Raw genomic sequence first — 26460 nt, 5'->3', positions numbered from 1 at the left:
TTTCAATACATTATGTTTAACGAAATCTTTATTTTTGTAGAAAAAATATCAAGAATGAAAGTTAAAGAACAAGGGCTTTATCTGCCTGAATTTGAACACGACAATTGTGGTGCAGGATTTATTTGTAATTTGAATGGTATTAAATCAAATGATATTATTCACAAAGCATTAGACATCTTAATTAAATTGGAACATCGTGGTGCCGTTAGTTCTGATGGAAGAACTGGTGACGGGGCCGGAATTTTATTCGACATCCCACATGATTTTTTTAAGAAGGTATGTGACTTTGAAATCCCTGAAACTCGTGAGTATGCAGTAGGAATGGTTTTTTTACCAAAAAGCAAAAACCAGGTTTCTTTTTGTATCAATGCATTTGAAGCAACCGTTAAAGATCAGAACTTAAAGATCTTAGGCTGGAGAGATGTACCTGTTGACGTTGAAAATTTAGGGCAGATCGCCGCAGAAAAAGAACCGACAGTTAAACAAGTTTTCGTTTCTAAAAATGGACAGGATTTAACTGAACAAGAATTTAATGCAAAACTTTTTGCAGCCAGAAAAATTGCCGAACATGCCGTAAGAGGATCCAAAACTTCTGAAAGCCACATGTTTTATTTTTCTAGTTTATCGACCACTACTATAATATATAAAGGTCTATTGATGCCGGAAGACATCAGCCGTTATTATATAGATTTAAAAGATCCGGACCTGGTAACTCGTCTTGCACTTGTACACCAGCGTTTCTCTACTAATACATTCCCGTCTTGGGATCTTGCACAGCCATTTAGATATATGTGTCATAATGGTGAGATCAATACACTTCGTGGAAACGTAAGCCGTATGCGTGCTCGTGAAGAGCTGATGCAAAGCAAAGTTTTTGGTGATGATATCAAAAAATTATTCCCTATTATCTTAGAAGGAAAATCTGATTCTGCTTCTATGGATATGGTGGTGGAGCTTTTATTAATGACAGGTCGTTCATTGCCAGAAGCGATGATGATGGTTGTTCCTGAAGCCTGGGAAAAACACCAGACAATGTCTCCGGAGAAAAGAGCTTTCTACGAGTTTAATGCTTGTATTATGGAACCTTGGGATGGTCCTGCTTCTATTCCGTTTACTGATGGAAATGTGATTGGAGCTTTACTGGACAGAAACGGACTTCGTCCTTCCCGTTATACTTTAACGCATAGCGGTTTCGTAATTATGTCATCTGAAATTGGTGTTCTTGACATCGATCCGGAAGATGTAATTCAGCACGGACGTTTAGAGCCTGGAAAAATGTTCCTGGTTGACATGAACGAAGGAAGAATTATAGAAGATGAAGAAGTTAAAAAAGCGATAGTTACAAAACGTCCTTATCAGGAATGGTTAGATGAAAACTTATTGCCTTTATCTAAAGTTCCTTATACTAACAACCCTACTCCTGTTGAAAAATTAGATTTCTTAACAAGACAGCGTTTGTTTGGTTATACTATTGAAGATTTAAAAACGATCATTAACCCAATGGGTGGTCAGGGAGCTGAAGCAATCAGTTCTATGGGTAACGATACACCTTTGGCAGTATTATCAGATCAGCCTCAGTTATTATACAACTATTTCAAACAATTATTTGCTCAGGTTACTAATCCGCCTTTGGATGGTATTCGTGAAGAAATCATTACTGATATTAGTTTGGCAGTTGGAGGAGATTTCAACATTTTCGAAATTGAATCTAAACAATGTAAAAAATTAAAAATCCAGAATCCGGTTATTTCTAACGAGGATTTGGATAAAATCAGAAATATCGATCACGCAGATTTCAAATCGGCTACAATTTCTACTTTATATAAAATAGAAAAAGGAGTTAACGGCTTGGAGCGCGCTCTTGAAAAATGCGTTCAGGCAACTTTTAAAGCGGTTAATGAAGGATGCAATATCATTATCTTGTCAGATAGAGGCGTAAGCGAAGAATTAGCACCAATTCCAATGTTGTTGGCGTGTTCTTATATTCACCACTCTTTGAACATTTTACAGGTTCGTTCTAAATTCGGAATCATAATTGAATCTGCAGAACCACGTGAACCGCATCATTTTGCTTTATTGTTTGGATACGGTGCAAGTGCCATCAATCCTTACATGGTAAACGAAATCATTCACGATCAGGTTGCACAAGGTTTTATTACCGGAGTAAAAGCAGATTATGCTATTGTAAATTACAACAAAGCTATTGCAAAAGGTATCGTTAAGATCATGAACAAAATTGGGATCTCTACTTTACATTCGTACAGAGCTGCTCAGATTTTCGAGATTTTAGGATTAAACAAAACATTTACATCTAAATATTTCCCATATACACCTTCAAGAATCGAAGGAATTGGTTTAATGGAAGTAGAAAAAGAAGTAAAAAAACGTTTCCAGAAAGCTTTCCCAAATTCAAAAATTGCAAACTTGCTTTCTCTTGAAATTGGAGGTATTTACAGATGGAGACGCGGTGGTGAAAAACACATGTTTAACCCGACCACTATTTCTAAATTACAACAGGCAGTTCGTTTAAACAGTCCTGAAAGTTATAAAGAATATTCTAATGCCGTTAATGAGCAAAGTTCCAACTTAATGACAATTAGAGGTTTATTTGAATTTAACAATCTTGACCCTATTTCTATTGACGAAGTAGAACCATGGACAGAAATTGTAAAGAAATTCAAAACCGGAGCAATGTCTTATGGATCTATCAGCCAGGAAGCGCATGAGAATTTAGCGATTGCAATGAACAGAATTGGCGGAAAAAGTAACTCTGGAGAAGGTGGAGAAGATCCAAAACGTTTCCAGAAAGAAATTAACGGAGATTCCAGAAACTCTGCGATCAAACAAGTGGCGTCGGGACGTTTTGGTGTTTCGATCAACTATTTGACAAATGCTAAAGAAATCCAGATCAAAATGGCTCAGGGAGCAAAACCTGGAGAAGGCGGGCAGTTACCGGGAGAAAAAGTAGTGCCTTGGATTGCCGAAACCAGAAACTCTACGCCTTATGTAGGTTTGATTTCGCCTCCGCCTCACCACGATATTTATTCTATTGAGGATTTATCTCAGTTGATTTATGATTTGAAAAATGCAAACCGTGAAGCTCGTGTAAACGTAAAATTAGTATCAGAAGTTGGAGTTGGAACCATCGCTGCCGGTGTTGCCAAAGCAAAAGCAGATGTTATCTTAATTTCTGGTTATGACGGAGGAACTGGTGCTGCACCACTTACTTCATTACAACACACAGGTATTCCATGGGAACTTGGTTTAGCAGAAGCACAGCAGACTTTAATTTTGAATGATTTAAGAAGCCGTGTAGTTCTGGAGTGTGACGGACAGTTAAAAACAGGTCGTGACGTTGCTATCGCAGCTTTACTTGGAGCAGAAGAATTTGGTTTTGCAACGGCTCCGCTTGTAGCTTCGGGATGTATTATGATGAGAGCTTGTCACTTAAATACTTGTCCGGTTGGTATTGCCACTCAGGATCCTGAATTGAGAAAAAACTTTAAAGGAACTCCGGAGCATGTAATCAACTTTATGTATTTTATTGCTGAGGAATTGAGAGAAATTATGGCTCAGTTAGGTTTCAGAACTTTAAAAGAAATGGTTGGTCAGTCACAAAAATTAAATGTGAATAAAGCGATCAAACATTATAAAGCAAATGGTTTAGATTTATCACCAATTCTATACAAACCGGAAAAAGCGAAAACACAGCCAAATCACAATACAACCAGTCAAGATCACCAACTTGAAAACGTATTAGATTTTGATATTATCAAAGAAGCAATTCCGTCTATTTATAGAAAAGAGAAAACAAGAGTAACATTTAAAATTAAGAATACAGACCGTTCTGTAGGTGCGATTTTGAGTAATGAAATCTCAAAAATATATGGCGCACAAGGATTACCAGATGACACTATTTTAGTTGATTTTGAAGGTTCTGCCGGACAAAGTTTTGGTGCTTTTGCCACAAACGGATTGTCATTTAAAATTCACGGAAACTGTAATGATTATTTAGGAAAAGGGCTGTCCGGAGGAAAACTAATTGTAAAAGTCCCTCCTACTGCAACTTTCAAACCTGAAGAAAATATCATTATTGGAAACGTTGCCCTTTACGGAGCTATTACCGGAGAGGCTTATATTAATGGTATGGCCGGAGAGCGTTTCTGTGTTAGAAATTCCGGAGCAACAGCAGTTGTTGAAGGAATTGGAGATCACGGATGCGAGTACATGACCGGTGGTACAGTGGTAGTTTTAGGAAAAACAGGAAGAAACTTCGCAGCAGGTATGAGCGGCGGTGTGGCTTATGTTTATGATCCGAATAAGAAATTCGATTCTAAGGTGTGTAACATGGAAATGGTTGCATTTGATCCATTGGAAGAAGAAGATCTTACGAAACTGCGAAAACTGATCAAAAACCATTCATTGTATACCAGCAGTCCATTAGCAAAAAGAATTTTAGCAGACTGGGAAAATCAAATACAGCACTTCGTAAAAGTAATGCCGACAGATTACAAAAAAGCATTACAAAGAATTGCAGAAGAGAAAAAAATAGAAGAATTAATAGCTGATTAAAAAAGGTTCTGAGGTACTAAGTTTCTGAGGTGCTAAGGTTTGATTTTTCAACTTACACCTCACATCTCACAACTAAATCAAATTAAAATGTCATGGGTAAAATAGGCGGATTTAAAGAATATAACAGAGCCGACGAAAGTAATTTAGCAGTTGCAGAACGTGTTTCTAACTACAACGAATTTACTATTCCGTTAGCAAAAGATAAAATAAAAGAACAAGGATCAAGATGTATGGACTGTGGAATTCCTTTTTGCCACAGTGGTTGTCCGTTAGGAAATTTAATTCCTGACTTCAACGACATGGTACATCAGGAAGAATGGCAGAGCGCACTGGAGATTTTGCAGTCTACAAACAACTTCCCGGAATTTACAGGCCGTTTATGTCCTGCTCCATGTGAAAAATCATGTGTATTAGGAATCATCAAAGATCCGGTTTCTATCGAAAATATCGAAAAAAGCATCGTAGAAAGAGGTTTTGCTGAAGGATGGATTAAACCTCAGCCGCCAAAATCAAGAACGGGTAAAACTGTTGCTGTTATTGGTTCAGGACCCGCAGGTCTTGCAGCTGCTCAGCAATTAAACAGAGCCGGTCACACGGTTACTGTTTTCGAAAGAGACAATGCAATTGGAGGTTTATTACGTTACGGAATTCCGAATTTCAAATTAGAAAAAGGAATTATCGACAGACGTGTAGCAATCCTTGAAGCAGAAGGAATCACTTTTAAAACTAATGTAAATGTTGGGGTAAACTTTAGCATTGAAGAATTAAACGCATTTGATTCTATCGTTTTATGCGGAGGAGCAACTGAAAGAAGAAGCCTTCCAACTAAAGGAATCGAAAGCAAAGGAGTTGTTCAGGCAATGGATTTCCTGACACAGCAGACTAAAGTTTTATACGGAGAATCTATTCCGGACCAGATAAAAGCAACTGGAAAAGATGTTATCGTAATTGGTGGTGGAGATACCGGTTCTGACTGTATTGGTACTTCTAACAGACACGGAGCTAAATCGGTTACTAATTTTGAGATTTTACCAAAACCTCCGGTTGGAAGAAGCGAGTCCACACCTTGGCCTTTCTGGCCTTTGCAGTTAAAAACATCTTCTTCTCACGAAGAAGGCTGCGACAGAAACTGGTTAATCAATACTAAAGAATTCATTTCTAACGACAAGGGCGAATTAACAGGATTAAAAACCGTTGAAGTACAATGGAAAATGACTCCGGGACAAAGACCGGAACTTATTGAAAAAGAAGGTTCTGAGAAAATCTGGCCTTGCGACTTAGCGTTATTGGCTCTTGGATTTACAGGTCCAGAGAAAACGTTAAGCGAGCAATTAGGCATTGAAACTGATATGAGAAGCAATTACAAAGCACATAACTATCAGACAAACGTTCCTCATATCTTCACAGCTGGAGATATGCGTCGTGGACAATCATTAATCGTGTGGGCTATTTCAGAAGGTCGCGAAGCAGCAAGAGAAGTAGATTTATTCCTTATGGGATCTACCAACCTGCCTACTAAAGGAAAAGGAGATTTACCGAGTTTGTAATCTAAGGCTCTAAGGCTCTAAGGTTCTGAGATGCTAAGTTTCTAAGGTTTTCTCACTGGATCTTAAACTGAAATTATAAAATCTTTATTCCGATAAACAACATAACTACTAACAAACCCTTGAATTTTTATTCAGGGGTTTTGTTTTTTTGCCACAGATTATAATGATTAAAAAGATTTTTTTGTGCCGTGACACGAGCAATAGCTAACTGGCGAAGCAATTACACAAATTCACTAATTCCTTTTAAAAAAACAATTCTATCTCCATCATTCAAACATAGCCCGAGGTTTCAACCTTGGGAAAAGGATGATTATTACAATACTTTGTGTCCCAAGGTTGAAACCTCGGGCTATTTTACAATTGCAAAAGATTATTAATTCTAAAAGCAATCAGTTCAAATCATTTAATCTGTAGCATACAATTAATTTAATAATTAGTGTAATTCGCCAGTTCGCTATCGCTCGTGTTGTGGTAAAAAACAAAAAATTTTAGTATCTTAAAACCTCAGCGTCTCAGAACCTTAAACGAATTTATAAAAATTTGAAATAGCCTTCTTTTTGTTTAAAAACAAACAATTTGTTACAATTTGTTATTTTTCTGCAATTTATTTGTAGAGTATGAAAAGTGTAATACATTTGCTCAAAATAGTTTATAAAAATGCAAGCAAAAGATTTACTGCAGTTAGCAGACCAATTTGGAAGTCCATTGTATGTTTACGATGCCGAAAAAATCCAATCTCAGTACAACAGATTAACTAAAGCTTTCTCTAAAGTAGAAAACTTAAGAGTTAATTATGCCATGAAGGCATTGTCTAACGTTGCGATTCTTCAGTTATTAAAGAACATGGGGTCTGGCTTAGACACTGTATCAATTCAGGAGGTTTTATTAGGACTTCATGCTGGCTATGAACCTGATAGAATTTTCTTTACACCAAACGGCGTTTCTCTTGAAGAAATCGAAGAAGTAGCCGCAATGGGAGTACAAATTAATATCGACAATTTATCTATTCTGGAGCAATTCGGGACAAAACATCCACATATTCCGGTATGTATTCGTATCAATCCACATGTAATGGCGGGAGGAAATGCTAATATTTCTGTTGGACATATTGATAGTAAATTCGGAATTTCTGTACATCAGATTCCGCATATTTTGCGAATTGTCGAAAACACTAAAATGAGCATCGTTGGAATTCACATGCACACTGGATCTGATATTCTAGATATCGAAGTATTCTTGTATGCTGCTGAAATTTTGTTTGATACAGCAAAACATTTCAAAGATTTGCAATTCTTAGATTTCGGAAGCGGATTTAAAGTTCCTTACAAAAAAGACGATATAGAAACAGACATTGAGGAATTAGGTAAAAAATTATCAAAAAGATTCAACTCTTTCTGTGCAGAATACGGCAGAGATTTAACTTTGATTTTCGAACCGGGTAAATTCCTTGTGAGTGAAGCAGGTTTCTTCTTAGCAAAAGTAAACGTAGTAAAACAAACAACATCAACAGTTTTCGCGGGAATCGATAGTGGTTTTAACCACTTAATCCGTCCGATGTTTTATGGTTCGCAGCACTACATCGAAAACATCTCAAACCCAAAAGGAAAAGAGCGTTTTTACTCTGTTGTAGGATACATTTGCGAAACAGATACTTTCGCCAACAACCGTAGAATTCAGGAAATTAACGAAGGAGATATCTTGGCTTTCCGTAACGCTGGAGCATATTGCTTTTCAATGTCTTCGAACTACAATTCAAGATACAAACCAGCCGAAGTACTTTGGATGAACGGACAAGGAATCCTAATTCGTGCACATGAAACTTTCGAAGATTTACTTAAAAATCAAATTCCGCTGCCACAAGAAGTTGCAGCAGTTTAAAAATAGAAAAAAAGAGAATATCACTTTAATCCCGTTTCTTAATTGAGGCGGGATTTTTTTTATTTATTGCTGCGTGTTTTTAGCACACAGATTTTGAAGATTAAACGGATTTTATTTAGATCGAAATTGTAATACTGAGATAAGCCTAAGCTCTTATTTATTGACATTTATCTCCAATCTTGTCATTTCGACGAAGGAAATCCTCGCAAGTAGCTCCACAAAGCATAATCATTTTCATTATATAATTAGTAAGCCATTTACGAAAAACCATATATAATTCTTTTAATTTCAATGCGCCTAATAAAGTTGTAGACTTTACGAACGTTTAGTTCAGGCGGAAAAAGACAAAAACAAATATTTATAAAAATTACTGAAAGAAAATAATCCTTCAATAATAAAATTTTACCAAAGCACAATTATCTCGCGATTTTGTGCTTTTTTTGTAAAACCAAATCAAACCCAGAAATAAATGAAACTTACCCTTCCCTTATCAGCACTATTCCTACTATTTACAATCAACTCTTTCAGCCAAACCATTGCTGATTTAAAACTAAAACCAAAAGAGATTCCGAAAGGCGGTTATGTGGCAAGCGACGGAAATATCTGCATTACACCTCAGGCCTGCACTTTTTATAATGACATTGAAACGTATGCCAATATTGTTGGCACTGTAAAAAGTAAAGCAATTCAAAGTTTTAAAAACAAAGCCGATCGCGGTTCTATCATGTATTTTGAATTTGAACACGTGTTTAAAGGCGATCGTTTTCTCCAGGGATTATTGTGGGGAAAAGACGGACAGCCAACAGATGAACATCCCGAAGAATATATAGCAAAAGGAAAATTTTTAATTATTTGGAGTTTCAAACCAGACAGTCCGATTAGAGAAAAATCAGAAGCTAAAATAGAAGCGCTTTTGCCATAAAATTCAAGTTTCATATTTATTATTCAAATCCACATTAATCTAACCTTCATTTTTAATTCGTACTTTCGACAATTAAAAAATATCAAAATGAAACCACAAATACGTGTCCTGATTTACTCTATTCTCTTCTTTTTGTATCTAACTTCAACCCACTTTTTACTTTCGCTGGGTGAAATTTTAAAGACAGATCCTTACAGAACTTTAGGTTGTGGTTTTGCGGTTTTAAATCTTCTTTATGCGTTTTTAGGATTAAAATGGAAACCTTTATTAAATGTAATTTGTGCTGTTGTAATTGCCGCTTTGGCTTTATTTCTAGCGTTGCAGTTTACCAATTTACATCTGTTTTTAAATTACGATCCGTATCAGGTTAAGACGGCAATATTTGCTAATGCTGTATTTTCTATTATTTTTTGGGAGATTGTGTATCAGATAAAAAGCAGAAACTGATAAAAATAAATTCAATCACCTGTTTTACCCAATTCATTTCAGATTAGCATTGTTTTTAAATAGAAACTGATTTCAGATACTTAAAAATAATTCATTAGTTTTACTTTAAGTATTTAAAAATCAAACTTATGAAACGACTGCAATCAATCGACATTGTCCGCGGAATTGTAATGATTATTATGGCTCTGGATCATGTTCGGGATTTAATGCACGTCGATTCAATTACACAAAGTCCAACCGATTTAGCAACGACTTCTCCTTTGTTGTTTTTTACACGCTGGATTACACATCTATGCGCTCCTAGTTTTGTTTTTTTGGCAGGAACCTCGGTTTATCTTTCTCTCCAAAACAAAAACAGCAGCGAAACAAGAAAGCATTTGTTTAAAAGAGGTTTTTGGTTAATCTTTCTGGAATTTACAGTTGTTAATTTCGGATTGTTCTTCGATATTGGTTTTCATTCCCTTCTATTTGAAGTGATAGCCGCAATTGGTTTTGGATTTATTATTTTGGGGTTACTATTGAAAATCCGCTCCAAAATACTCGGAATCATTGGACTAGTGATTATCTTTTTCCACAACCTTTTACCTTTGCTGCCATTTACAGAAAATTCAGTTTTAAAAGTCATTTTATCACCTTTTTTCGGCCCAATCGTTATACCATTTTCGGGAAGAGCATTTATAATGGCGTATCCGCCAATTCCATGGCTGGGTATTATGCTGGTTGGTTTTGCGTCGGGGAAATTCTTTGAACTGGCAGAAGAAAAAAGAAAAAAGCTATTCATACAAATTGGCTTGAGCGCTTTGGTTTTATTTGTCATCTTTCGCTGTATCAATATTTATGGCGATCCGGCTTTATGGGATTCACAAAGAGATGCTCTTTTTACGTTTTTGTCTTTTATGAATATTACCAAATATCCGCCTTCACTCCTTTTTTGTCTAACCACATTAGGGATTATGTTTTTACTGCTTGCTTTTGCGGAACAATTTCACGGCAAAATCAAAAAAGTAACGCTGGTTTATGGTAAAGTCCCTTTGTTTTATTTTGTTGTTCACTTTTATATTATTCATATTCTCACACTGCTGATGCTTTTTGCGCAAGGCTTCAATTGGTCGCAGCTTGAATTTGTATCCGGAACTTTTGGAAGACCAAAAAACACAGTAAGCGGTTTACCGCTTTGGGCAATTTATTTAATATGGATTTTTGTTGTGTTATTGCTGTACAAACCCTGCAAGTGGTTTGGAAAATATAAAGCTGAAAATAAATATTGGTGGTTAAAATATATTTAATTATGTAAGTTTATTTTTATATTTTTGCGCAGTCAAAAAATCAGACATGAAAAACAATGCTGAAATTGCAGATCGTTTTAGGGAAACTATTTTAAACGGAACATGGATGGCAAATACCAATTATAAACATCAGCTTGAAAATTTAGATTGGAAAACCGGGAAATATTTCTAAATAAATTCTGGATTGCTGCCGAAGAGTTTGCATCTTTCGTTGAGAAAATGACTGATGAACAATTAGATCAGGCTTTTGTAGATGAAAAATATGGAACTTACAGAAGAAACATTGAAGCCATGATCGAACACAGTTATTACCATTTAGCACAGATTGTTTTGATCAAAAAGCTATTGTCAGAATAAAAACCGGCTTTATAAATTATAAAAGTTTAATAAACTATAAATGAAAAAAATTGCATTTTTATTGATCTCTGTAGTTTTCTTTTCAGGTTGTAAAGAAAACAAAAAGGAAGAAACACAAACTACTACAAAGACCGAATTGAGTAAACCTGAAGACAAAAACTTTGTTTTAACAGTACAAAAAATCGATTCTACACAATTTCCAGCTTCAATTAAATACGAAGGTTTTGTAAAGAATGCTGTCCGCTGGAAAGATAAAGCAGGCGATAATATCGTAATTACAACCGAAACCGGATATTATACAAGCAAAAAATTCAAACATGAATCTGATGGTTCTGATGCTGAGTTATTTGCTTATCATTTTATAGTTTCGGGAAATGAAGTAAAACAAACGTGGAAAGTTTATGACTATATTTCAGATTGTCCGGTTGATATTGTGGCTTCGTTTGTAAAAAACACATTTCAAATTACAGATTTAGATAAAAACGGAATCGCAGAAACCTGGCTGATGTATAAAAAAACCTGTCACGGAGACGTGAGCCCGTGTGATATGAAAATTATCATGTACGAAGGGAATCAAAAATATGCTATGCGCGGAGAAAGCCGGGTTCAGGTTGGTGTTGATGACAACGGCAAAAAACAATTTGCTGGCGGTGAATATAAACTGGATGAAAACTTCAAAAAAGGACCAAAAGTTTTTAGTGAGGCTGCCCAAAAATTATGGAATGATAATGTAATTGAAACCTGGGAAAATTAATTTTTCTGTCGTTTCACTTCTTTTTATTTCATTTGTTATGAAAAACAAAACGTCTAATTTAGCCCCGATAGAGCCGGTATCCTCGTAATCCCGATGACTATCGGGATGAAGAGATAAAGGCGAAAGCGGGACTGAAGTTATTATGAAAACGGAAATTTCCTGCTCCTAAAAAAATTAAAAAAGGCATAGTTGTTGAAAGTTAAAAAAGATATATTTACACCTTCAAAAGAGAAACTATGCAAAAAACTACTTTACTATTTTCTATATTTTTTTTGGTTCTTTCTTCCTGCGGCGTTAAAACCACTCAGTCCTTAATAAGCGATGGAAATTATGACGGTGCGATTGATCGTGCTGTTGAAGCTTTGAGAACCAACAAAGATTCTAAGGGAAAACAAGATTATGTGTATTTGCTTGAAGATGCGTTTGCAAAAGCAAAAGATCGTGATTTGCGAAATTTGGATATGATGTCAAAAGAATCAAATCCGGCAAATGCGGAGCGTATTTATAACACATATTTACAGCTCAATAACCGTCAGGAAAAAATCAGGCCATTATTGCCGCTGCGTTTATTAAAACAAGGCAGAAATGCTGATTTTCCGTTTGATAATTACTCCGATCAGATTGTGAACAGCAGAAATGTGCTTTCGAAATATTTATATGATAATGCTTCGGCACTTTTAAAATCGAATAATAAACTTGATTTCAGAAAAGCGTATGATGATTTTTATTATCTGGAAAGTATAAATCCAAATTATAAAAACACCAAAAAATTAATGGACGATGCACAGTTTAAAGGAACTGATTTTGTGGATGTTTATGCCCGAAATGAAACCGATATGGTGATTCCAAAACTGCTTCAGGACGATCTATTGGATTTTAAAACATATGGTTTAAATGATAAATGGACGGTTTACCATAACGCCAGACAAAAAAACATCAATTACGATTATAGTCTGGTTATCAATTTCAGACAAATCGTAATTTCGCCGGAACAAATTAAAGAGAAAGAATTTATTAAGGAAAGACAGGTAAAAGATGGGGTAAAAACACTTCTTGACGGCCGCGGAAGACCTGTAAAAGACAGCTTAGGAAAAGAAATCAAAGTGGACAATTATAGAATTCTCCGCGCTAATATTTACGAATTCAGGCAATTTAAATCCTGTCAGGTAACAGCAAAAATTGATTATGTCGACTTAAAAACCAATCAGTTAATCCAGACGTTTCCCGTGAGCAGTGAGTTTGTTTTTGAAAATATTTACTCGACTTACAAAGGCGACAGAAATGCCTGCGATGACAGCTATATTTCCTATTTCAATAAACGTGCGGTTCCTTTTCCAAATAATGAACAAATGGTGTATGATACAGGCGAAGACCTTAAAGCCAGACTTAAAGATATTATTGTTCGGAATAAATTCAGAGGATAAATTAAGATTATTAAAGGCGCATACTATGCGCCTTTTTCTTTTCCACAAAAATAAATTTTTTAAAAAAAAAGTAAAAAAATAATTGCGCAACCAAAAAGTTGCTTATATTTGCAACTGATTAGTTGCTTAATTTATTATTCAAATGAAGAGAGATGTATTTCAGGCAATTGCCGATCCGACGAGAAGGGCTATTTTAGTTTTGGTTTCTGCCAATGCATTAACGCCAAATGCCATTGCAGAACAATTTAATACAACCAGACAAGCCGTTTCCAAACATATTAAAGTTCTAAACGAATGCGAACTATTAGATGAAAAAAAAGTAGGCAGAGAAATTTACTATCAGCTTAAAATAGAAAAAATGAAAGAAGTTGACCAATGGCTCGAACAATTTAAAAAGATCTGGGAAAGTCGTTTTAGTCAGCTGGATCAAGTATTAATTAATTTAAAATCTAAAGAAAATGAAATCTAATTTATTAATGAATTTTACCGTAGACAAAGAAAATAGTACAGTATATATTAAACGTGAATTTGACGCACCGTTAGCAAACGTATGGTCTGCATGGACAGAAGCTGAAATTTTAGATCAGTGGTGGGCGCCTGCTCCGTTTACATCTAAAACCAAAAGTATGGAATTTACAGAAGGCGGACGCAGATTGTATGCCATGGTAGGTACTGATGGCGAAGAGCGCTGGAGTTGTTTTGATTATACGTCGATCTCTCCAAAGAAGAACTTTAAACATTCTTCAACATTTTGTGATGCGGAAGGAAATCCAAATTCAGCTTTTGGAAGTTCCTATTGGGATTTAACGTTTTCTGAACAAGGTGATTTGACAGTTGTTGATATTGCTATTAAACGTGACAGCTTCGAAGAATTAGAACAAATAGTGGCAATGGGATTCAAAGAAGGCATTACTGCTACAATGCAGACTCTTGATAAAATCTTTGAAGAAGAAAAACAAAAATAGTTTCAATTTAAAATCCAGGAAATATGAAATCAAATCTTTTAATGAATTTTACAGTTGATAAAGAAAATAGCACTGTAAATGTAAAACGCGAATTTGATGCCTCATTATCAAATGTTTGGTCTGCATGGACAGAGCCAGAAATTTTAGACCAATGGTGGGCGCCGGCACCTTGGAAATCCAAAACAAAAAGCATGGATTTTTCAGCAGGCGGCCGCAGACTGTACGCTATGATTGGTCCGCAGGGCGAAGAACATTGGGCAATTGCCGATTTTAAATCTGTTAATCCGAAAACTAATTTTAAATATCTGGATGCTTTTAGCGACAGCGAAGGAAACTTAAATACGGATTTTCCAAGATCAGACTGGGATGTAAATTTCTCTGAACAAGGAAATTCAACCATTGTCGATATTGTTATTAAACACGATAATTTATCAGATTTGGAAAAAATTATCGAAATGGGTTTTAAAGAAGGCTTTACAATTGCGATGGAAGGTCTGGATAAGATTTTTGCCGGAAAAGCAAAATAATCCTTTTAAATGATTTAAGACGAAAGCTGCAAAAATAAAAAATTGTAACTTTCGTCTTTTTACAAATCATTTTACTTTACTAATGAATAAGTTTTTTATCCTCTCATTTTTATTTCTTTCTTCAACATTTATTTTCGGCCAAAACAACAAATCTAAAACTACAGAAACCGTCAAACCTTTTGTTCTGGGAGTTATAGATGAAATTCAATCTAAGGAATTAGGCGAAAACAGAATTCTGAACATTTATCTTCCTGAAGGTTATAATCCTAAAGATGCAGAAAAATATCCTGTAATTTATCTGTTAGATGGTTCTGCAAATGAAGATTTTATTCATATTTCAGGTTTAGTACAATTTAACAGTTTTGAATGGATCAATCAGGTTCCAAAATCTATTGTCGTTGGCATTGCAACTGTCGACAGAAGAAGGGATTTTACTTTTCCAACTACTCTCGAAAAGGACAAAAAAAGATTTCCGACAACCGGACATTCAGATAAATTTATTGCTTTTATCGAAAAAGAATTACAGCCTTTTATCGATAAAAAATATAAAACAACTTCTTCTAAAACTATTATTGGTCAATCACTTGGCGGTTTATTACAAACAGAAATCTTATTTAAAAAGCCCTTCTTATTTAATAAATATGTAATTGTAAGTCCGAGTTTATGGTGGGATAACGGCTCTCTTTTAAATCAGGATTCAGAAATTTTTCTGGAAAAATTCAGCCAGCATACAGAAATTTACATTGCGGTGGGCAAAGAAGGATTAACTCCTACTGAAATTCCGAGAGTTATGGAAGTTGATGCTAATTTGCTCGCAGAAAAAGTAAAAGCATCAAAAAGCAAAAACATTAAAGTTTATTTCGATTATTTTCCTGCTGAAAATCACGGCACAATTTTACATCCTGCAGTCGCGAATTCTTTTAAATTCTTTTATCCTCAAAGCAAAGAATAAAATGAATGAGAAAAATAAACAGGCAATTCAATCTCGATTTTTATCTTATTTAGAAGATAATTCGTACTTTTGATTTAAAGTAGCAGCTTGACACGATGAACAATTTATTGCCATTTGAAGAATTATTTTACCACTCAAAACTAAATAAAGAAGAACTTTTAGCTCATCTTCAAAAAGAAATTGATGCTAAAAAACCTTCGAGTTTTGATTCTTATAAATTCAATCATCTAAGGTACACCGGCAGGATTTACAACAATCACTTCGAAATAAAAAGGAAAATAAACTATCGAAATTTATTTTTACCTGTTATAAAAGGTGAAATTAAGGATGACTTAAGCGGTTCGCGTGTAATTGTAAAAATGGGTTTAACTGAATATGTAAAAGTTTTTATGATTATTTGGCTTGGCATTGTTTTCATAGTTTGTTTAGGAACTGCAAATCAATTACTGTTTAGTAATGAATTTAATCCTAAAACTGACTTTTTTATGCTTATTCCCTTCATGATGCTTCTTGGTGGAATTGCAATGGTTATGATTGGTTTTAAAACCGAAAGCAGAAAAAGTGCTAAAGATCTTGAAGAAATTCTTCAGGCTAAAATGATAGAGCGATAAATAACATAACCTTATTTTTTGTGACTATGACAACAAATAAAAAAACTGTAAATGAGTATATGGCCGCTTTTATGGTAAGCGATCATAAAAGAATCCTAGATTGTCTTACTGATGATATCGTTTGGGAAATGCCCGGTATTTACCAGCATAAAGGCAAGGAAGCATTTGATAAGGAAATTGAAAATGACAATTTTACCGGCAGCCCGACGATACAGATTATTAAATTAATTGAAGAAAATAATATTGTTATTGCTGAAGGCGCCGTTCAGGGAAATATGAAAAATGGCCATAAACTTGATGCTGTTTTTTGTGATGTTTTTGAAATGGAAAATGGAAAAATAAAAAAGCTTACTTCCTATTTAATGTCTAAAAATGCCCATTTAAAATTTGAATAATCCGGCATTTTAATAGTAAAAAATATTTTTTATATCTTTGCAGCAGTAAAATAAACTATCCAATCTCTATGTGAATAAAAATTTCTTTCGGACAATTTTAAGGTAAGCCGCAAAACGGTTTACTCATTTGTTTATTCCTTAAAGAAAGAAATTATGGTTATTTTACAGAATATCTCATATCTACATTCCAACAAAGATTTACTGTTTGATAAAACCACTTTTACAGTTAATCAACACGAAAAAATTGCTTTAATTGGTAATAACGGTGTTGGAAAATCAACATTATTAAAAATTATTGCAGGAGAAGCTTCTCCTGCTGAAGGTATATTAAAAACAGGTTCAAAACCTTATTATCTGCCGCAGATTTTCGGACAGTTTAATCATCTTACTGTTGCAGAGGCGCTTCAGGCTGCTGACAAATTACGAGCATTTCAGGAAATTCTTAACGGAAATGTTTCTGAAGAAAACCTCAACACCTTAAACGATGACTGGACAATTGAAGATCGCTGCAAAGAAGCACTCCAATATTGGCAGCTTCAGGATTTAGACTGGAACCAGAAACTGGAAACACTGAGCGGCGGACAAAAGACGAAAGTTTTCCTGGCCGGAATTTCTATTAATGAGCCTCAGCTCATTTTACTTGACGAGCCAAGTAATCATTTGGACAGCGCAGGGAGAGATTTATTATATCACTTTATTCAAAACACTGCTGCGACTTTGATTATCGTAAGTCATGACAGGAAATTGCTGCATTTATTAAATCCTGTTTACGAATTGTCCAAACATGGAATCACAGCATACGGAGGTAATTATGATTTTTATGCCGAACAAAAAGAAATCGCAAATAATGCTCTAAATCAGGACATTCAAAGTAAAGAAAAGGCTTTGCGTAAAGCAAAAGAAAAAGAACGTGAAACTCTGGAACGCCAGAATAAACTGGATTCGCGCGGAGAAAAAAAGCAAAAGAAAGCCGGAGTTTCCCGAATCATGATGAACACATTACGAAATAATGCCGAAAACAGCACGGCAAAAACTAAAGGTGTTCATGCTGAAAAAATTGGCGGAATTTCGAAAGAATTACAAGAATTACGATCTTCTTTATCCAATATTGATCAAATGAAATTCGGTTTTGACAAAACTAATCTTCATAAGGGCAAAATACTTTTTACGGCAGATGAAATGAACCATGCCTACGAAGATCAATTGTTATGGCAAAACCCGCTTAGCTTTCAAATTTTAAGCGGACAGCGTATCGGTTTAAAAGGCTTAAACGGTTCCGGAAAAACAACTTTGATTAAAATAATCATGGGGAGTTTAGAACCAAAAAAAGGAAGTATTTACAAAGCGGAATCTGAAATTATTTATATCGATCAGGATTATTCTCTTATTGACAATCAAATTTCGGTTTACGAACAAGCGCAGAAATTCAATGTTTCCGGTTTGCAGGAACATGATATAAAAATGAAATTGAATAAATTTCTGTTTACACAAAATGACTGGGATAAACCTTGTTTTGCTTTAAGCGGAGGCGAAAAAATGCGTTTAATGCTTTGCTGTTTAACCATTAACAATCACGCTCCGGATATTATCATTCTCGATGAACCAACCAATAATCTTGACATTCAGAATATTGAAATCCTGACCGCGGCCATTAATGAATACAAAGGAACTTTAATTGTGGTTTCGCACGATGATGTTTTTTTAAAGGAAATTCATATTGAAGATTTTATTGAATTGAATTAAATTTGTCATTCCGACGTAAGGAGGAATCGCACGCATATATCACGCCATTTTGTGGAATTTCTAGTGCGATTCCTCCTTACGTCGGAATGACAATACTTTGTGTATAATCACAATCTAAAATCTAAATTCATAAATCTAAAATTACCCCAGCCATCCTTCCCTGTCCAGACTTCTGTATTGAATCGCTTCTGCAATATGCTGCGAAATTATATTGGGCGCATCATCTAAATCAGCTATAGTCCGGGCTACTTTCAAAATTCTGTCGTAAGCTCTTGCAGAAAGATTCAAACGCTCCATTGCATTTTTTAATAATTCTTTTGATTTTTCATCGAGTCCGCAAAACTCGCGAATTAATTTACTGCTCATTTGTGCATTATAATGAATGTTTTCTATATCAGCGAAACGTTTGGTTTGAATTTCACGAGCGGCTGTAACCCGTTTTCTAATTTCAACACTGCTTTCTGCTTTACGGTCATCGGACAATTTATCAAAAGGAACCGGCGTAACTTCAATATGAATATCAATCCGGTCTAAAAGCGGACCTGAAATTTTACTCATATAACGCTGCATTTCGTGCGGTGACGAAGTATTCGGCATACTTGGATCATTAAAAAATCCACTTGGACTCGGATTCATACTGGCCACCAGCATAAAAGACGACGGATAAGTCACGGTAAATTTTGCTCTGGAAATCGTAACTTCACGATCCTCAAGCGGCTGACGCATTACTTCTAAAACATCTCGTTTAAATTCCGGTAATTCATCTAAAAACAAAACTCCGTTATGCGCCATAGAAATTTCTCCCGGCTGCGGATAACTTCCGCCTCCAACCAATGCAACATTAGAAATCGTATGATGCGGACTTCGAAACGGACGCTGATTCATTAATCCGACTTCTTTTAATTTTCCGGCAACACTATGAATTTTTGTTGTTTCCAGCGCTTCACGCAAAGTCATTGGCGGCAAGATACTCGGAACACGTTTGGCCAGCATAGTTTTTCCTGCTCCGGGCGGACCAATTAAAATGATGTTGTGACCTCCGGCTGCGGCAATTTCCATACAACGTTTTATACTTTCCTGCCCGCGAACATCAGAGAAATCAAATTCAGGGAAATCTAATGTTTTATAAAATTCTGCACGTGTATCAATTACGGTTGGTTGAAGCGTGTCTTTCCCGGCAAAAAAATCAATTATTTCCTGTAGATTAGAAACGCCGTAAACATTTAAACCAGCTACAATTGCGGCTTCTTTAACGTTTTGAATTGGAAGAAAAAAACCTTTATAACCTTCTTCTTTTGCTTTTATAGCAATGGGAAGAGCCCCGCGGATTGGCTGTAAACTTCCATCGAGCGATAGTTCTCCCATAATAATATACTGCTCAATTTCCGGTGCTTTTATTTGGTCTGAACCCACTAAAATTCCCATTGCAAGAGGTAAATCATATGCAGAACCTTCTTTTCGAAGATCAGCGGGCGCCATATTTATAGTGATTTTTTTTCCCGGTAAACTTAATCCGTTATTTTTTAAGGCAGCGGCTATTCTGTAACTGCTTTCTTTTATTGCATTATCCGGAAGTCCAACTAAATGATAACCAATTCCTTTATCCATATGCACTTCGATCGTAATCGTCGTGGCTTCAACTCCAAAAACAGCACTTCCGTAAACTTTTAATAACATAATATTCCTTTCATTAATTGGTTTTAAAACTAATGAAAAAATATCAAATTATAAGTTTTTTATTACAAATAAAGAATCTTAAAACGGAAGACCGATTTGCGTTTTGATCTCCTCCACTATCTTACTCAAATCCAGACTATTTTGGTGCGACCAAAAACTGCTTTCAATTTCATTATTTTGAATACAATTTTGGCACTCGATAATTTCATGGGAATATCCTTTTCCTAAAGGCGGCAAAGTAAAAACAGCTTCTTTTTCTTCATTCTTAAATAAAGAATAGCCACCGGCAACAAACCACGGCGCATTTAATTCTATTCGTCCTTCATTTCCGGCAATAACTGCTTTCATATCAGATTCTGATACTATAGAAGAATGCAAAACGGCTTGTGCTTTTTCATAATGCAAAATCATGGAAGTCTGCAGATCAATCCCGTTTTTATGATAAACTGCTTTTGCAATTATGTCTTTTGGTTTTCCTAATATTATATAAGAGAGAAATAATGGATAAACGCCAATATCAAATAAAGCTCCGCCTCCGAGTTCCGGATCAAAAAGCCTTTTATTTTCAATTTCACTTCCGTGAAAGGCAAAATCAGCTTTTATATAGTTAACATTTCCAATTGCTCCTTTATTTATTTGCTGCAAAACATCCTGAACCGATGGAATAAATCTTGTCCAGAATGCCTCCATAAAAAACTTATTGTGTTTTTTAGAAGCTGCAATCATGCGTTCAGCATCTTTATAAGATAAAGACATTGGTTTTTCGCACAGCACATGTTTACCTAGTTCAAGTGCTTTTATAGATAATTCTGCATGCGAATTGTGAGGTGTTGCGATGTAAACAATTTCAACTTCGGGATCTTCAAAAAGTAAATCATACGAATCGTATGTTTTCAATGCATTGAACTTTGCTGCAAATTCTTTTCCTTTAGAAATATCTCTGGAAGCAACCGCAGATAATTTGGCATTCTCTACCAATAATAAGTCTGCAGCAAATTGTGCGGCAATATTTCCGAGGCCAACAATTCCCCATTTAATTCTTTTATTTTTCATCGCTTATATTATAATCATCAAAATTGTTAAAAAGATTAAAAATATAATCTCATTGAAAAATATTCGACGTTTTTAAACAACAAATATCTAATATCTTACAAAAAACAGCAACCAATTACCCCAAAAATTATCAAAACTTATTGTAACAGCAAAAAAAATGTTGTCAAATTGTAAATTTTAAGTTTGTTTTAAGAAATTCATTCAAAATGATAGGGGTTAAATTTTAAATTTAACAAAAATTAAACATTGAACCCTATTTTTTTATGGGGTATTAAATCATTTTATACTTTTATCAAAAATTTTAAAACTAAATAACTATGCGAAAAATTATTTTAAGTGTGATTCTTATCACTATTTTGGTACTAACCTTTATATCGAATTTCATCATCGCCGATAACCCAATTCCGGCAGAAGCTGTAAAGTTTGATACAGGAGATACAGCGTGGATGATCGTTGCAACTGCTTTTGTATTGTTAATGACACCAGGATTAGGATTTTTCTACGGAGGAATGGTAGGTAAGAAAAACGTTATCAGTACTATGCTTCAAAGTTTTATGGCAATGGTAATTGTTACAATTTTATGGGTTGTTGTTGCTTTCGGATTAGCTTTTGGTCCTACTATTGGAGGAATCATCGGAAATCCGTCAACTAATTTATTCTTTGAAGGTGTTGGAACAAGCACAGCGTGGAGCTTAGCCCCTACGATTCCATTTATGTTATTCGCATTATTTCAGGCAAAATTCGCCATCATAACGCCTGCATTAATTACAGGTGCTTTTGCAGAACGCGTACGTTTCTGGGCTTATTTGTTATTCATGGTTTTATTTATCATTGTTATATATTGTCCTTTGGCTCACATGACGTGGCATCCTGATGGAGTTTTCTTTAAAATGGGAGTTCTTGACTTCGCTGGTGGAACTGTAGTTCACATGAGCGCCGGATGGGCTGCATTGGCCGGAGCAATCTTCTTAGGAAAAAGAAAAGTTCAAAAAGTTAATCCTGCCAGAATTACTTATGTATTATTAGGAACAGGTTTATTATGGTTTGGATGGTTTGGTTTTAACGCAGGTTCTGCATTAGGATCTAACGGTTTAGCTGTACAGGCTTTAGGAACTACTACTGTTGCTGCTGCCGCTGCTGCTATGGCATGGGTTTTCCTTGATAAAATTTTAGGTCATAAATTATCTGCACTTGGTGCTTGTATCGGAGCTGTTGTAGGTCTTGTTGCTATTACTCCTGCAGCTGGTTTCGTAAGTATTTCTCATGCAATTTTCATTGGTCTGTTTGCTGCAATTGTAAGTAACCTTGTAGTGAGCAAATTCCCTAAAGGAAAAATTGACGATGCTCTTGACGTATTTGCGTGTCACGGTGTTGGTGGTATGGTAGGTATGCTTTTAACTGGAGTTTTTGCTTCAAAAGCGATCAACCCTGCTGTTGGTGATAACCAAGGTTTAATTTTTGGAACTCCAACATTATTTATTAACCAATTGACTGCTTTGGTTGTTGTATCAATCTTCGCTTTTGTTGGCTCTTATATTTTATTCTTTATTGTAAATAAAATTACTCCTCTAAGAGTTACTGAAGAAAAAGAAGAATTAGGTTTAGATATCTCTCAACACGGAGAATTCTTATAAGAAATTAATATTACTCGTTGCTGATAAAAAAAGCACTCTAAGTTTATTTAGAGTGCTTTTTTATTTTAGATTGTTGATTTAGAATTTAGATTTTTCCTCTCGCAGATTTGGCCGATTGAGAAGATTTATTTTTTTTCCTCAACTTTAAATCTGTATGAATCTATGTGAGTTGTGGGGAAATAAGTTTAGTTAATTCATAACTCAAACTTATAATTTAAAATTAAAAAAACTTATTTAAAATTAGAAATACCTTCTTTCAGCCATTTTAAATATTCTTCAGCACTTACGTAGCTAATGGTTGGTTTAGAGGCATTTAAATTATTTCCTTGCAAATCTGTAATTACATATAAAGGCTGTGTATTAGTTTTATATTTTGAAATCATAAAATCTGTCCATTTATCGCCCGCTGTAATTATTTTATCTCCTGAAGTTGTTACAAATTGTTCTTCTTTTGGCAATTCGCGTTTATCATCAACATAAAGAGAAATAAGGACAACATCGTTTTTCAGGATTGGTAAAATTGTTGGTTCAGACCAGACATTGTTTTCCATTTTTCTACAGTTTACGCATGCATACCCCGTAAAATCAAGCATAATTGGTTTGTTAATTGATTTTGCATAAGCTAATCCATCTTCATAATCATGGAAAACCATAATGCCGTGCGGACCTAATTCTGCTCCTTCCGGAAGTCCTTTTATATCTGAACTTAAACCTGAATTCTCAGAACCTCCTACTCCAAACGGACTTTCGCTATATTGCGGAGGCGGAGGGAATGCACTGATTAATTTTAAAGGTGCTCCCCAAAGTCCGGGAATTAAATACATCGTAAATACAAGCGTTAAAAGTCCTAAATACAACCTTCCAACAGAAATACGATCTAACGGACTATCGTGAGGCAGTGTAATTTTGCCGAATAAATATAATGTCAAAGCTCCAAAAATAGCAATCCAAATCGCGATGAAAACTTCTCTTTCCAAGAAATGTAATTGCAAAACAAGATCGGCATTGGATAAAAATTTAAATGCTAGTGCCAATTCTAAAAATCCCAAAACAACTTTGACTGTATTTAACCATCCACCAGATTTTGGCAGTGAATTTAACCAGCCCGGAAACATCGCAAACAACATAAATGGTAAAGCTAATGCAGATGAAAATCCAAGCATTCCAACAACCGGAGCAATTCCACCGTTTGAAGCTGCTTCAACTAAAAGCGTTCCTACAATTGGTCCCGTACACGAAAATGACACAATTGCCAGCGCCAAAGCCATAAACAAAATTCCGATTATTCCGCCTTTATCTGCCTGCTGGTCTGCTTTATTTGCCCATGAATTTGGAAGCATAATTTCAAAAGCACCCAAAAATGATGTTGCAAAAATGATTAAGATTACAAAGAAAATCAGATTAAACCATACATCCGTAGACAATGCATTTAAGGCATCTGCACCAAATATTTTAGTTACGATAAGGCCTAAAATTACATAAATTGCAATAATAGAAAGTCCGTAAATAATTGCATTTCTAATTCCTTTTGCCCTGCTTTTACTTTGTTTTGTAAAGAAACTTACCGTCATTGGAATCATTGGAAAAACACACGGCGTTAATAAAGCCGCAAATCCTGATAAAAATGCAATAAAAAATATTGACCATAAACTTCTGGTTGGTGCCGGAGCCGGAATTTCTTCTTTCGCTGCTGCTGCGTTTTCTACTTTTGAAGTTTTATCTACAGCCGTTTCTCCTTCTTTTTTAACAGTATCAACCGCTAAGCCAACTCGTTTCGTTTCATCAACTTTTGCTTCTGAGATAACCGGAACATCTTCCATTTTAAAAGTAGAAGGAACAGCAATAGAAAATTTCTTATTTGAGTTGATGCAAACTTCTTTACAAACCTGAAAATCAAATTCTACATCAACTGTTTTTAAATTAGGATTGATGATTTTTATTTCCTGTTCGATGTGTGCTTTTCCTTCAAAAAAAGTTTCATTAACGCCAAATACATCATTAAAAGCAGTTCTGGTTTTGCCTTCCTTTGCTTTTCCGACTAATTCGTAGTTTCCTTTTTGATTTTTAAATGAAATTTCGAGCGCAAGCGGCCCGCCGTCTGGTGTGAACTGCGAATACATATGCCAGTCTTTTTCAATCGTTCCGTCAAAAATTAAAAGAGCATTGTTTCCTTTCTTTTCTATTTTTGAAGACCATTTTACAGGCTCTAAAATTTGCGCGTTTGTATTTGCTAAAGCAAAAAAGAAAAACAGCAAAAAAACGGTGATTTTATTCCAGATATTTTTTGAAAGTATCGCTTGATGGTTTTGATTAAAGTTCATTATTGTAATTCTATTTTAAGTATTTTATTTGTGGTATTTTCTATTTTAAAACGTTCATCCTGCCTGATTCCGACAACCCAGACTATTTGATTATCAGAAGTTAAAATCCATGTTTTTTCCTTTTCTATTAAGGATAGTTTTTCATCTTTAAAAAGTTTGCTTACTTTTTTAGATTTTCCATTCATTCCAAAAGGCTGAAAAACATCTCCCTCATTCCATTTACGCAAAATCAGAGGAAAATGGATTTTTTTGGCGTCAACAAAGATAGCTTTATTTGAATCTATTGTAATGTCAGCTACTTGACAAAGCTTCAAATTTAAGGGAAAATTAACTTCTGTATCATTTTCATTAATTTGAAATTCTTCATTTTCTGACATTTCCGGAACTGGGGTTAAAATCAGTGTTTCTCTGTTCTTCAACAATCTGAATTCTTCCGCCAGTACTTGTTTTCCGGATTGACCTTCTACTAAATCGTAAATATCATTCCATGCAGAAAAGCCAAATTCATTTAGCCATTGATACAAATACGATTTGTAATTAGGAAGTTTTTTTAATTGATTTAAATCGAAATGAATATCTTCACCCGCTTCTTTTGCCACCTGCTGATAAATCATAATCGAAGCATCTTCAACCATTTCCTTAGATTCCTGCAGATAAGATTGTGTTTTCTGAAAAGCGTTTAAAAAATTCGGATTGATTTCTTTTAAAATTGGAACTAAATCATGGCGAATCTTATTTCGAAGATATTTATTTGATGCATTGCTGCTGTCTTCCCGCCATTCGATATTATTTTCCTGAGCATATTTTAAAATTTCTTCTCTTGAAAAAGGTAAAAGCGGGCGGATGATTTTATCGTTTTGTTCCGGAATTCCGGTTAAACCTTCCAATCCTGTTCCACGGGTCAGATTTATGATAAAAGTCTCCAGATTATCATCAGCATGATGTGCCGTTAGAATATAATCGAAGTTTTTTTCTTCTAAAAGTTCATAAAACCAACTATAACGAAGCTCTCTTGCAGCAACCTGTGTAGAAAGTTTATAATCTTTGGCAAAAGCCTCGGTATCAAACTGGGTTATAAAAACCGGAATATTATTTTGATCACAGTAGTCCTGAATAAATTGCTGATCGTCAAAACTTTCTAGTCCGCGGAGCTGAAAATTACAGTGTAAAACAGCAATTTCATACGGCAATTGATTTAACAAATGGAGTAAAACCATACTGTCTAAACCTCCGCTCACGGCAAGAAATAATTTTTTATTTTCTAAAAAAGAAAATCTGGACGAAATGTGATTTTTAAAATTTAAAAGCATTTTATAAATGTAAAGAATTAAATTTTATCTATTTTCAAATGAAATGTTAAGCGTGCTGTTTTTTTGCTTTGAACATTTTTTGCCG

The 26460-nt window shown here is 34.9% G+C and carries 22 protein-coding genes; 18 read left to right on the top strand and 4 right to left on the bottom strand.

Annotation, left to right across the window (positions count from 1 at the left end):
* Window positions 1–54 precede the first annotated feature (54 nt).
* From gltB to ASE21_RS19930, 17 genes are all read left to right on the top strand, one after another.
* Window positions 55–4572 carry a glutamate synthase large subunit gene (gene gltB / locus ASE21_RS20000; protein ID WP_057124466.1) on the top strand — a complete coding sequence of 1506 codons (4518 nt, stop codon included), beginning with the start codon at window positions 55–57 and terminating at the stop codon, window positions 4570–4572.
* A 92-nt stretch (window positions 4573–4664) separates the two neighbouring features.
* On the top strand, window positions 4665–6119 hold the full coding sequence (locus ASE21_RS19995) for a glutamate synthase subunit beta (protein WP_057124465.1): 1455 nt from the start codon (window positions 4665–4667) through the stop codon (window positions 6117–6119).
* Window positions 6120–6776: 657 nt separating this feature from the next.
* On the top strand, window positions 6777–7997 hold the full coding sequence (lysA, locus tag ASE21_RS19990; RefSeq protein WP_057124464.1) for a diaminopimelate decarboxylase: 1221 nt from the start codon (window positions 6777–6779) through the stop codon (window positions 7995–7997).
* A 469-nt stretch (window positions 7998–8466) separates the two neighbouring features.
* On the top strand, window positions 8467–8919 hold the full coding sequence (locus ASE21_RS19985) for a hypothetical protein (protein ID WP_057124463.1): 453 nt from the start codon (window positions 8467–8469) through the stop codon (window positions 8917–8919).
* An 87-nt stretch (window positions 8920–9006) separates the two neighbouring features.
* Complete coding sequence (locus ASE21_RS19980; RefSeq protein WP_057124462.1) at window positions 9007–9366, top strand: hypothetical protein; 360 nt, start codon at window positions 9007–9009, stop codon at window positions 9364–9366.
* Between the two features lie 128 nt (window positions 9367–9494).
* Window positions 9495–10652, top strand: a complete 1158-nt coding sequence (locus tag ASE21_RS19975) for a DUF1624 domain-containing protein (RefSeq protein WP_057124461.1) — start codon at window positions 9495–9497, stop codon at window positions 10650–10652.
* A gap of 46 nt (window positions 10653–10698) precedes the next feature.
* Complete coding sequence (locus ASE21_RS22415) at window positions 10699–10824, top strand: hypothetical protein (protein WP_317039172.1); 126 nt, start codon at window positions 10699–10701, stop codon at window positions 10822–10824.
* Window positions 10800–11009: a hypothetical protein gene (locus tag ASE21_RS21670; protein WP_317039171.1), complete on the top strand. Its 210-nt coding sequence runs from the start codon at window positions 10800–10802 to the stop codon at window positions 11007–11009. Before ASE21_RS22415 ends, ASE21_RS21670 begins: the two co-directional genes overlap by 25 nt.
* A 40-nt stretch (window positions 11010–11049) precedes the next feature.
* Window positions 11050–11763: a M949_RS01915 family surface polysaccharide biosynthesis protein gene (locus tag ASE21_RS19970; RefSeq protein ID WP_057124460.1), complete on the top strand. Its 714-nt coding sequence runs from the start codon at window positions 11050–11052 to the stop codon at window positions 11761–11763.
* A 236-nt stretch (window positions 11764–11999) separates the two neighbouring features.
* Window positions 12000–13187: a hypothetical protein gene (locus ASE21_RS19965; protein ID WP_057124459.1), complete on the top strand. Its 1188-nt coding sequence runs from the start codon at window positions 12000–12002 to the stop codon at window positions 13185–13187.
* A gap of 142 nt (window positions 13188–13329) precedes the next feature.
* On the top strand, window positions 13330–13656 hold the full coding sequence (locus ASE21_RS19960) for an ArsR/SmtB family transcription factor (RefSeq protein ID WP_057124458.1): 327 nt from the start codon (window positions 13330–13332) through the stop codon (window positions 13654–13656).
* Window positions 13646–14152 carry an SRPBCC domain-containing protein gene (locus tag ASE21_RS19955; protein ID WP_057124457.1) on the top strand — a complete coding sequence of 169 codons (507 nt, stop codon included), beginning with the start codon at window positions 13646–13648 and terminating at the stop codon, window positions 14150–14152. Before ASE21_RS19960 ends, ASE21_RS19955 begins: the two co-directional genes overlap by 11 nt.
* Before the next feature lie 23 nt (window positions 14153–14175).
* A complete protein-coding gene (locus tag ASE21_RS19950; RefSeq protein ID WP_057124456.1) occupies window positions 14176–14679 on the top strand; it encodes an SRPBCC family protein in 504 nt (167 codons plus the stop codon).
* 82 nt (window positions 14680–14761) lie between these two features.
* A complete protein-coding gene (locus ASE21_RS19945; RefSeq protein WP_057124455.1) occupies window positions 14762–15631 on the top strand; it encodes an alpha/beta hydrolase in 870 nt (289 codons plus the stop codon).
* A 95-nt stretch (window positions 15632–15726) separates the two neighbouring features.
* A complete protein-coding gene (locus tag ASE21_RS19940; protein WP_057124454.1) occupies window positions 15727–16242 on the top strand; it encodes a hypothetical protein in 516 nt (171 codons plus the stop codon).
* 26 nt (window positions 16243–16268) lie between these two features.
* Window positions 16269–16637 (top strand): nuclear transport factor 2 family protein, encoded by a 369-nt coding sequence (locus tag ASE21_RS19935; protein WP_057124453.1) that lies wholly within the window; start codon window positions 16269–16271, stop codon window positions 16635–16637.
* A gap of 153 nt (window positions 16638–16790) precedes the next feature.
* Window positions 16791–18380, top strand: a complete 1590-nt coding sequence (locus tag ASE21_RS19930; RefSeq protein WP_057124452.1) for an ABC-F family ATP-binding cassette domain-containing protein — start codon at window positions 16791–16793, stop codon at window positions 18378–18380.
* Window positions 18381–18521: 141 nt separating this feature from the next.
* On the opposite strand, the gene ASE21_RS19925 is transcribed toward ASE21_RS19930, so the two are convergent.
* Together ASE21_RS19925 and ASE21_RS19920 are read right to left on the bottom strand one after the other, a co-directional pair.
* A complete protein-coding gene (locus tag ASE21_RS19925) occupies window positions 18522–20057 on the bottom strand; it encodes a YifB family Mg chelatase-like AAA ATPase (RefSeq protein WP_057124451.1) in 1536 nt (511 codons plus the stop codon).
* Between the two features lie 78 nt (window positions 20058–20135).
* Window positions 20136–21110: a Gfo/Idh/MocA family protein gene (locus ASE21_RS19920; RefSeq protein WP_057124450.1), complete on the bottom strand. Its 975-nt coding sequence runs from the start codon at window positions 21108–21110 to the stop codon at window positions 20136–20138.
* A 317-nt stretch (window positions 21111–21427) separates the two neighbouring features.
* Here ASE21_RS19920 and ASE21_RS19915 point away from each other — a divergent pair, with 317 nt between their 5' ends.
* Complete coding sequence (locus tag ASE21_RS19915) at window positions 21428–22744, top strand: ammonium transporter (RefSeq protein ID WP_057124449.1); 1317 nt, start codon at window positions 21428–21430, stop codon at window positions 22742–22744.
* Window positions 22745–22974: 230 nt separating this feature from the next.
* Here ASE21_RS19915 and ASE21_RS19910 read toward each other — a convergent pair whose 3' ends face one another.
* Together ASE21_RS19910 and tilS are read right to left on the bottom strand one after the other, a co-directional pair.
* Window positions 22975–25065 carry a protein-disulfide reductase DsbD family protein gene (locus tag ASE21_RS19910; RefSeq protein WP_199858516.1) on the bottom strand — a complete coding sequence of 697 codons (2091 nt, stop codon included), beginning with the start codon at window positions 25063–25065 and terminating at the stop codon, window positions 22975–22977.
* The gene (gene tilS, locus ASE21_RS19905) at window positions 25065–26375 is read right to left on the bottom strand and encodes a tRNA lysidine(34) synthetase TilS (RefSeq protein ID WP_057124448.1); all 1311 of its coding nucleotides are present in this window, start codon (window positions 26373–26375) and stop codon (window positions 25065–25067) included. The genes ASE21_RS19910 and tilS overlap by 1 nt, the downstream gene beginning before the upstream one ends.
* Window positions 26376–26460 lie beyond the last annotated feature (85 nt).

Origin of the sequence: Flavobacterium sp. Root901 (assembly GCF_001429765.1) — a bacterium.
GTDB lineage: Bacteria > Bacteroidota > Bacteroidia > Flavobacteriales > Flavobacteriaceae > Flavobacterium.
Note: the sequence above shows the minus strand (reverse complement) of the source record. Positions and strands in the feature narration are given on the sequence as shown.

Coding starts and splice junctions, on each gene's coding strand:
- gltB (WP_057124466.1), top strand. CDS start 55: ATGAAAGTTAAAGAACAAGGGCTTTATCTGCCTGAATTTGAACACGAC.
- ASE21_RS19995 (WP_057124465.1), top strand. CDS start 4,665: ATGGGTAAAATAGGCGGATTTAAAGAATATAACAGAGCCGACGAAAGT.
- lysA (WP_057124464.1), top strand. CDS start 6,777: ATGCAAGCAAAAGATTTACTGCAGTTAGCAGACCAATTTGGAAGTCCA.
- ASE21_RS19985 (WP_057124463.1), top strand. CDS start 8,467: ATGAAACTTACCCTTCCCTTATCAGCACTATTCCTACTATTTACAATC.
- ASE21_RS19980 (WP_057124462.1), top strand. CDS start 9,007: ATGAAACCACAAATACGTGTCCTGATTTACTCTATTCTCTTCTTTTTG.
- ASE21_RS19975 (WP_057124461.1), top strand. CDS start 9,495: ATGAAACGACTGCAATCAATCGACATTGTCCGCGGAATTGTAATGATT.
- ASE21_RS22415 (WP_317039172.1), top strand. CDS start 10,699: ATGAAAAACAATGCTGAAATTGCAGATCGTTTTAGGGAAACTATTTTA.
- ASE21_RS19970 (WP_057124460.1), top strand. CDS start 11,050: ATGAAAAAAATTGCATTTTTATTGATCTCTGTAGTTTTCTTTTCAGGT.
- ASE21_RS19965 (WP_057124459.1), top strand. CDS start 12,000: ATGCAAAAAACTACTTTACTATTTTCTATATTTTTTTTGGTTCTTTCT.
- ASE21_RS19960 (WP_057124458.1), top strand. CDS start 13,330: ATGAAGAGAGATGTATTTCAGGCAATTGCCGATCCGACGAGAAGGGCT.
- ASE21_RS19955 (WP_057124457.1), top strand. CDS start 13,646: ATGAAATCTAATTTATTAATGAATTTTACCGTAGACAAAGAAAATAGT.
- ASE21_RS19950 (WP_057124456.1), top strand. CDS start 14,176: ATGAAATCAAATCTTTTAATGAATTTTACAGTTGATAAAGAAAATAGC.
- ASE21_RS19945 (WP_057124455.1), top strand. CDS start 14,762: ATGAATAAGTTTTTTATCCTCTCATTTTTATTTCTTTCTTCAACATTT.
- ASE21_RS19940 (WP_057124454.1), top strand. CDS start 15,727: ATGAACAATTTATTGCCATTTGAAGAATTATTTTACCACTCAAAACTA.
- ASE21_RS19935 (WP_057124453.1), top strand. CDS start 16,269: ATGACAACAAATAAAAAAACTGTAAATGAGTATATGGCCGCTTTTATG.
- ASE21_RS19930 (WP_057124452.1), top strand. CDS start 16,791: ATGGTTATTTTACAGAATATCTCATATCTACATTCCAACAAAGATTTA.
- ASE21_RS19925 (WP_057124451.1), bottom strand. CDS start 20,057: ATGTTATTAAAAGTTTACGGAAGTGCTGTTTTTGGAGTTGAAGCCACG.
- ASE21_RS19920 (WP_057124450.1), bottom strand. CDS start 21,110: ATGAAAAATAAAAGAATTAAATGGGGAATTGTTGGCCTCGGAAATATT.
- ASE21_RS19915 (WP_057124449.1), top strand. CDS start 21,428: ATGCGAAAAATTATTTTAAGTGTGATTCTTATCACTATTTTGGTACTA.
- ASE21_RS19910 (WP_199858516.1), bottom strand. CDS start 25,065: ATGAACTTTAATCAAAACCATCAAGCGATACTTTCAAAAAATATCTGG.
- tilS (WP_057124448.1), bottom strand. CDS start 26,375: ATGCTTTTAAATTTTAAAAATCACATTTCGTCCAGATTTTCTTTTTTA.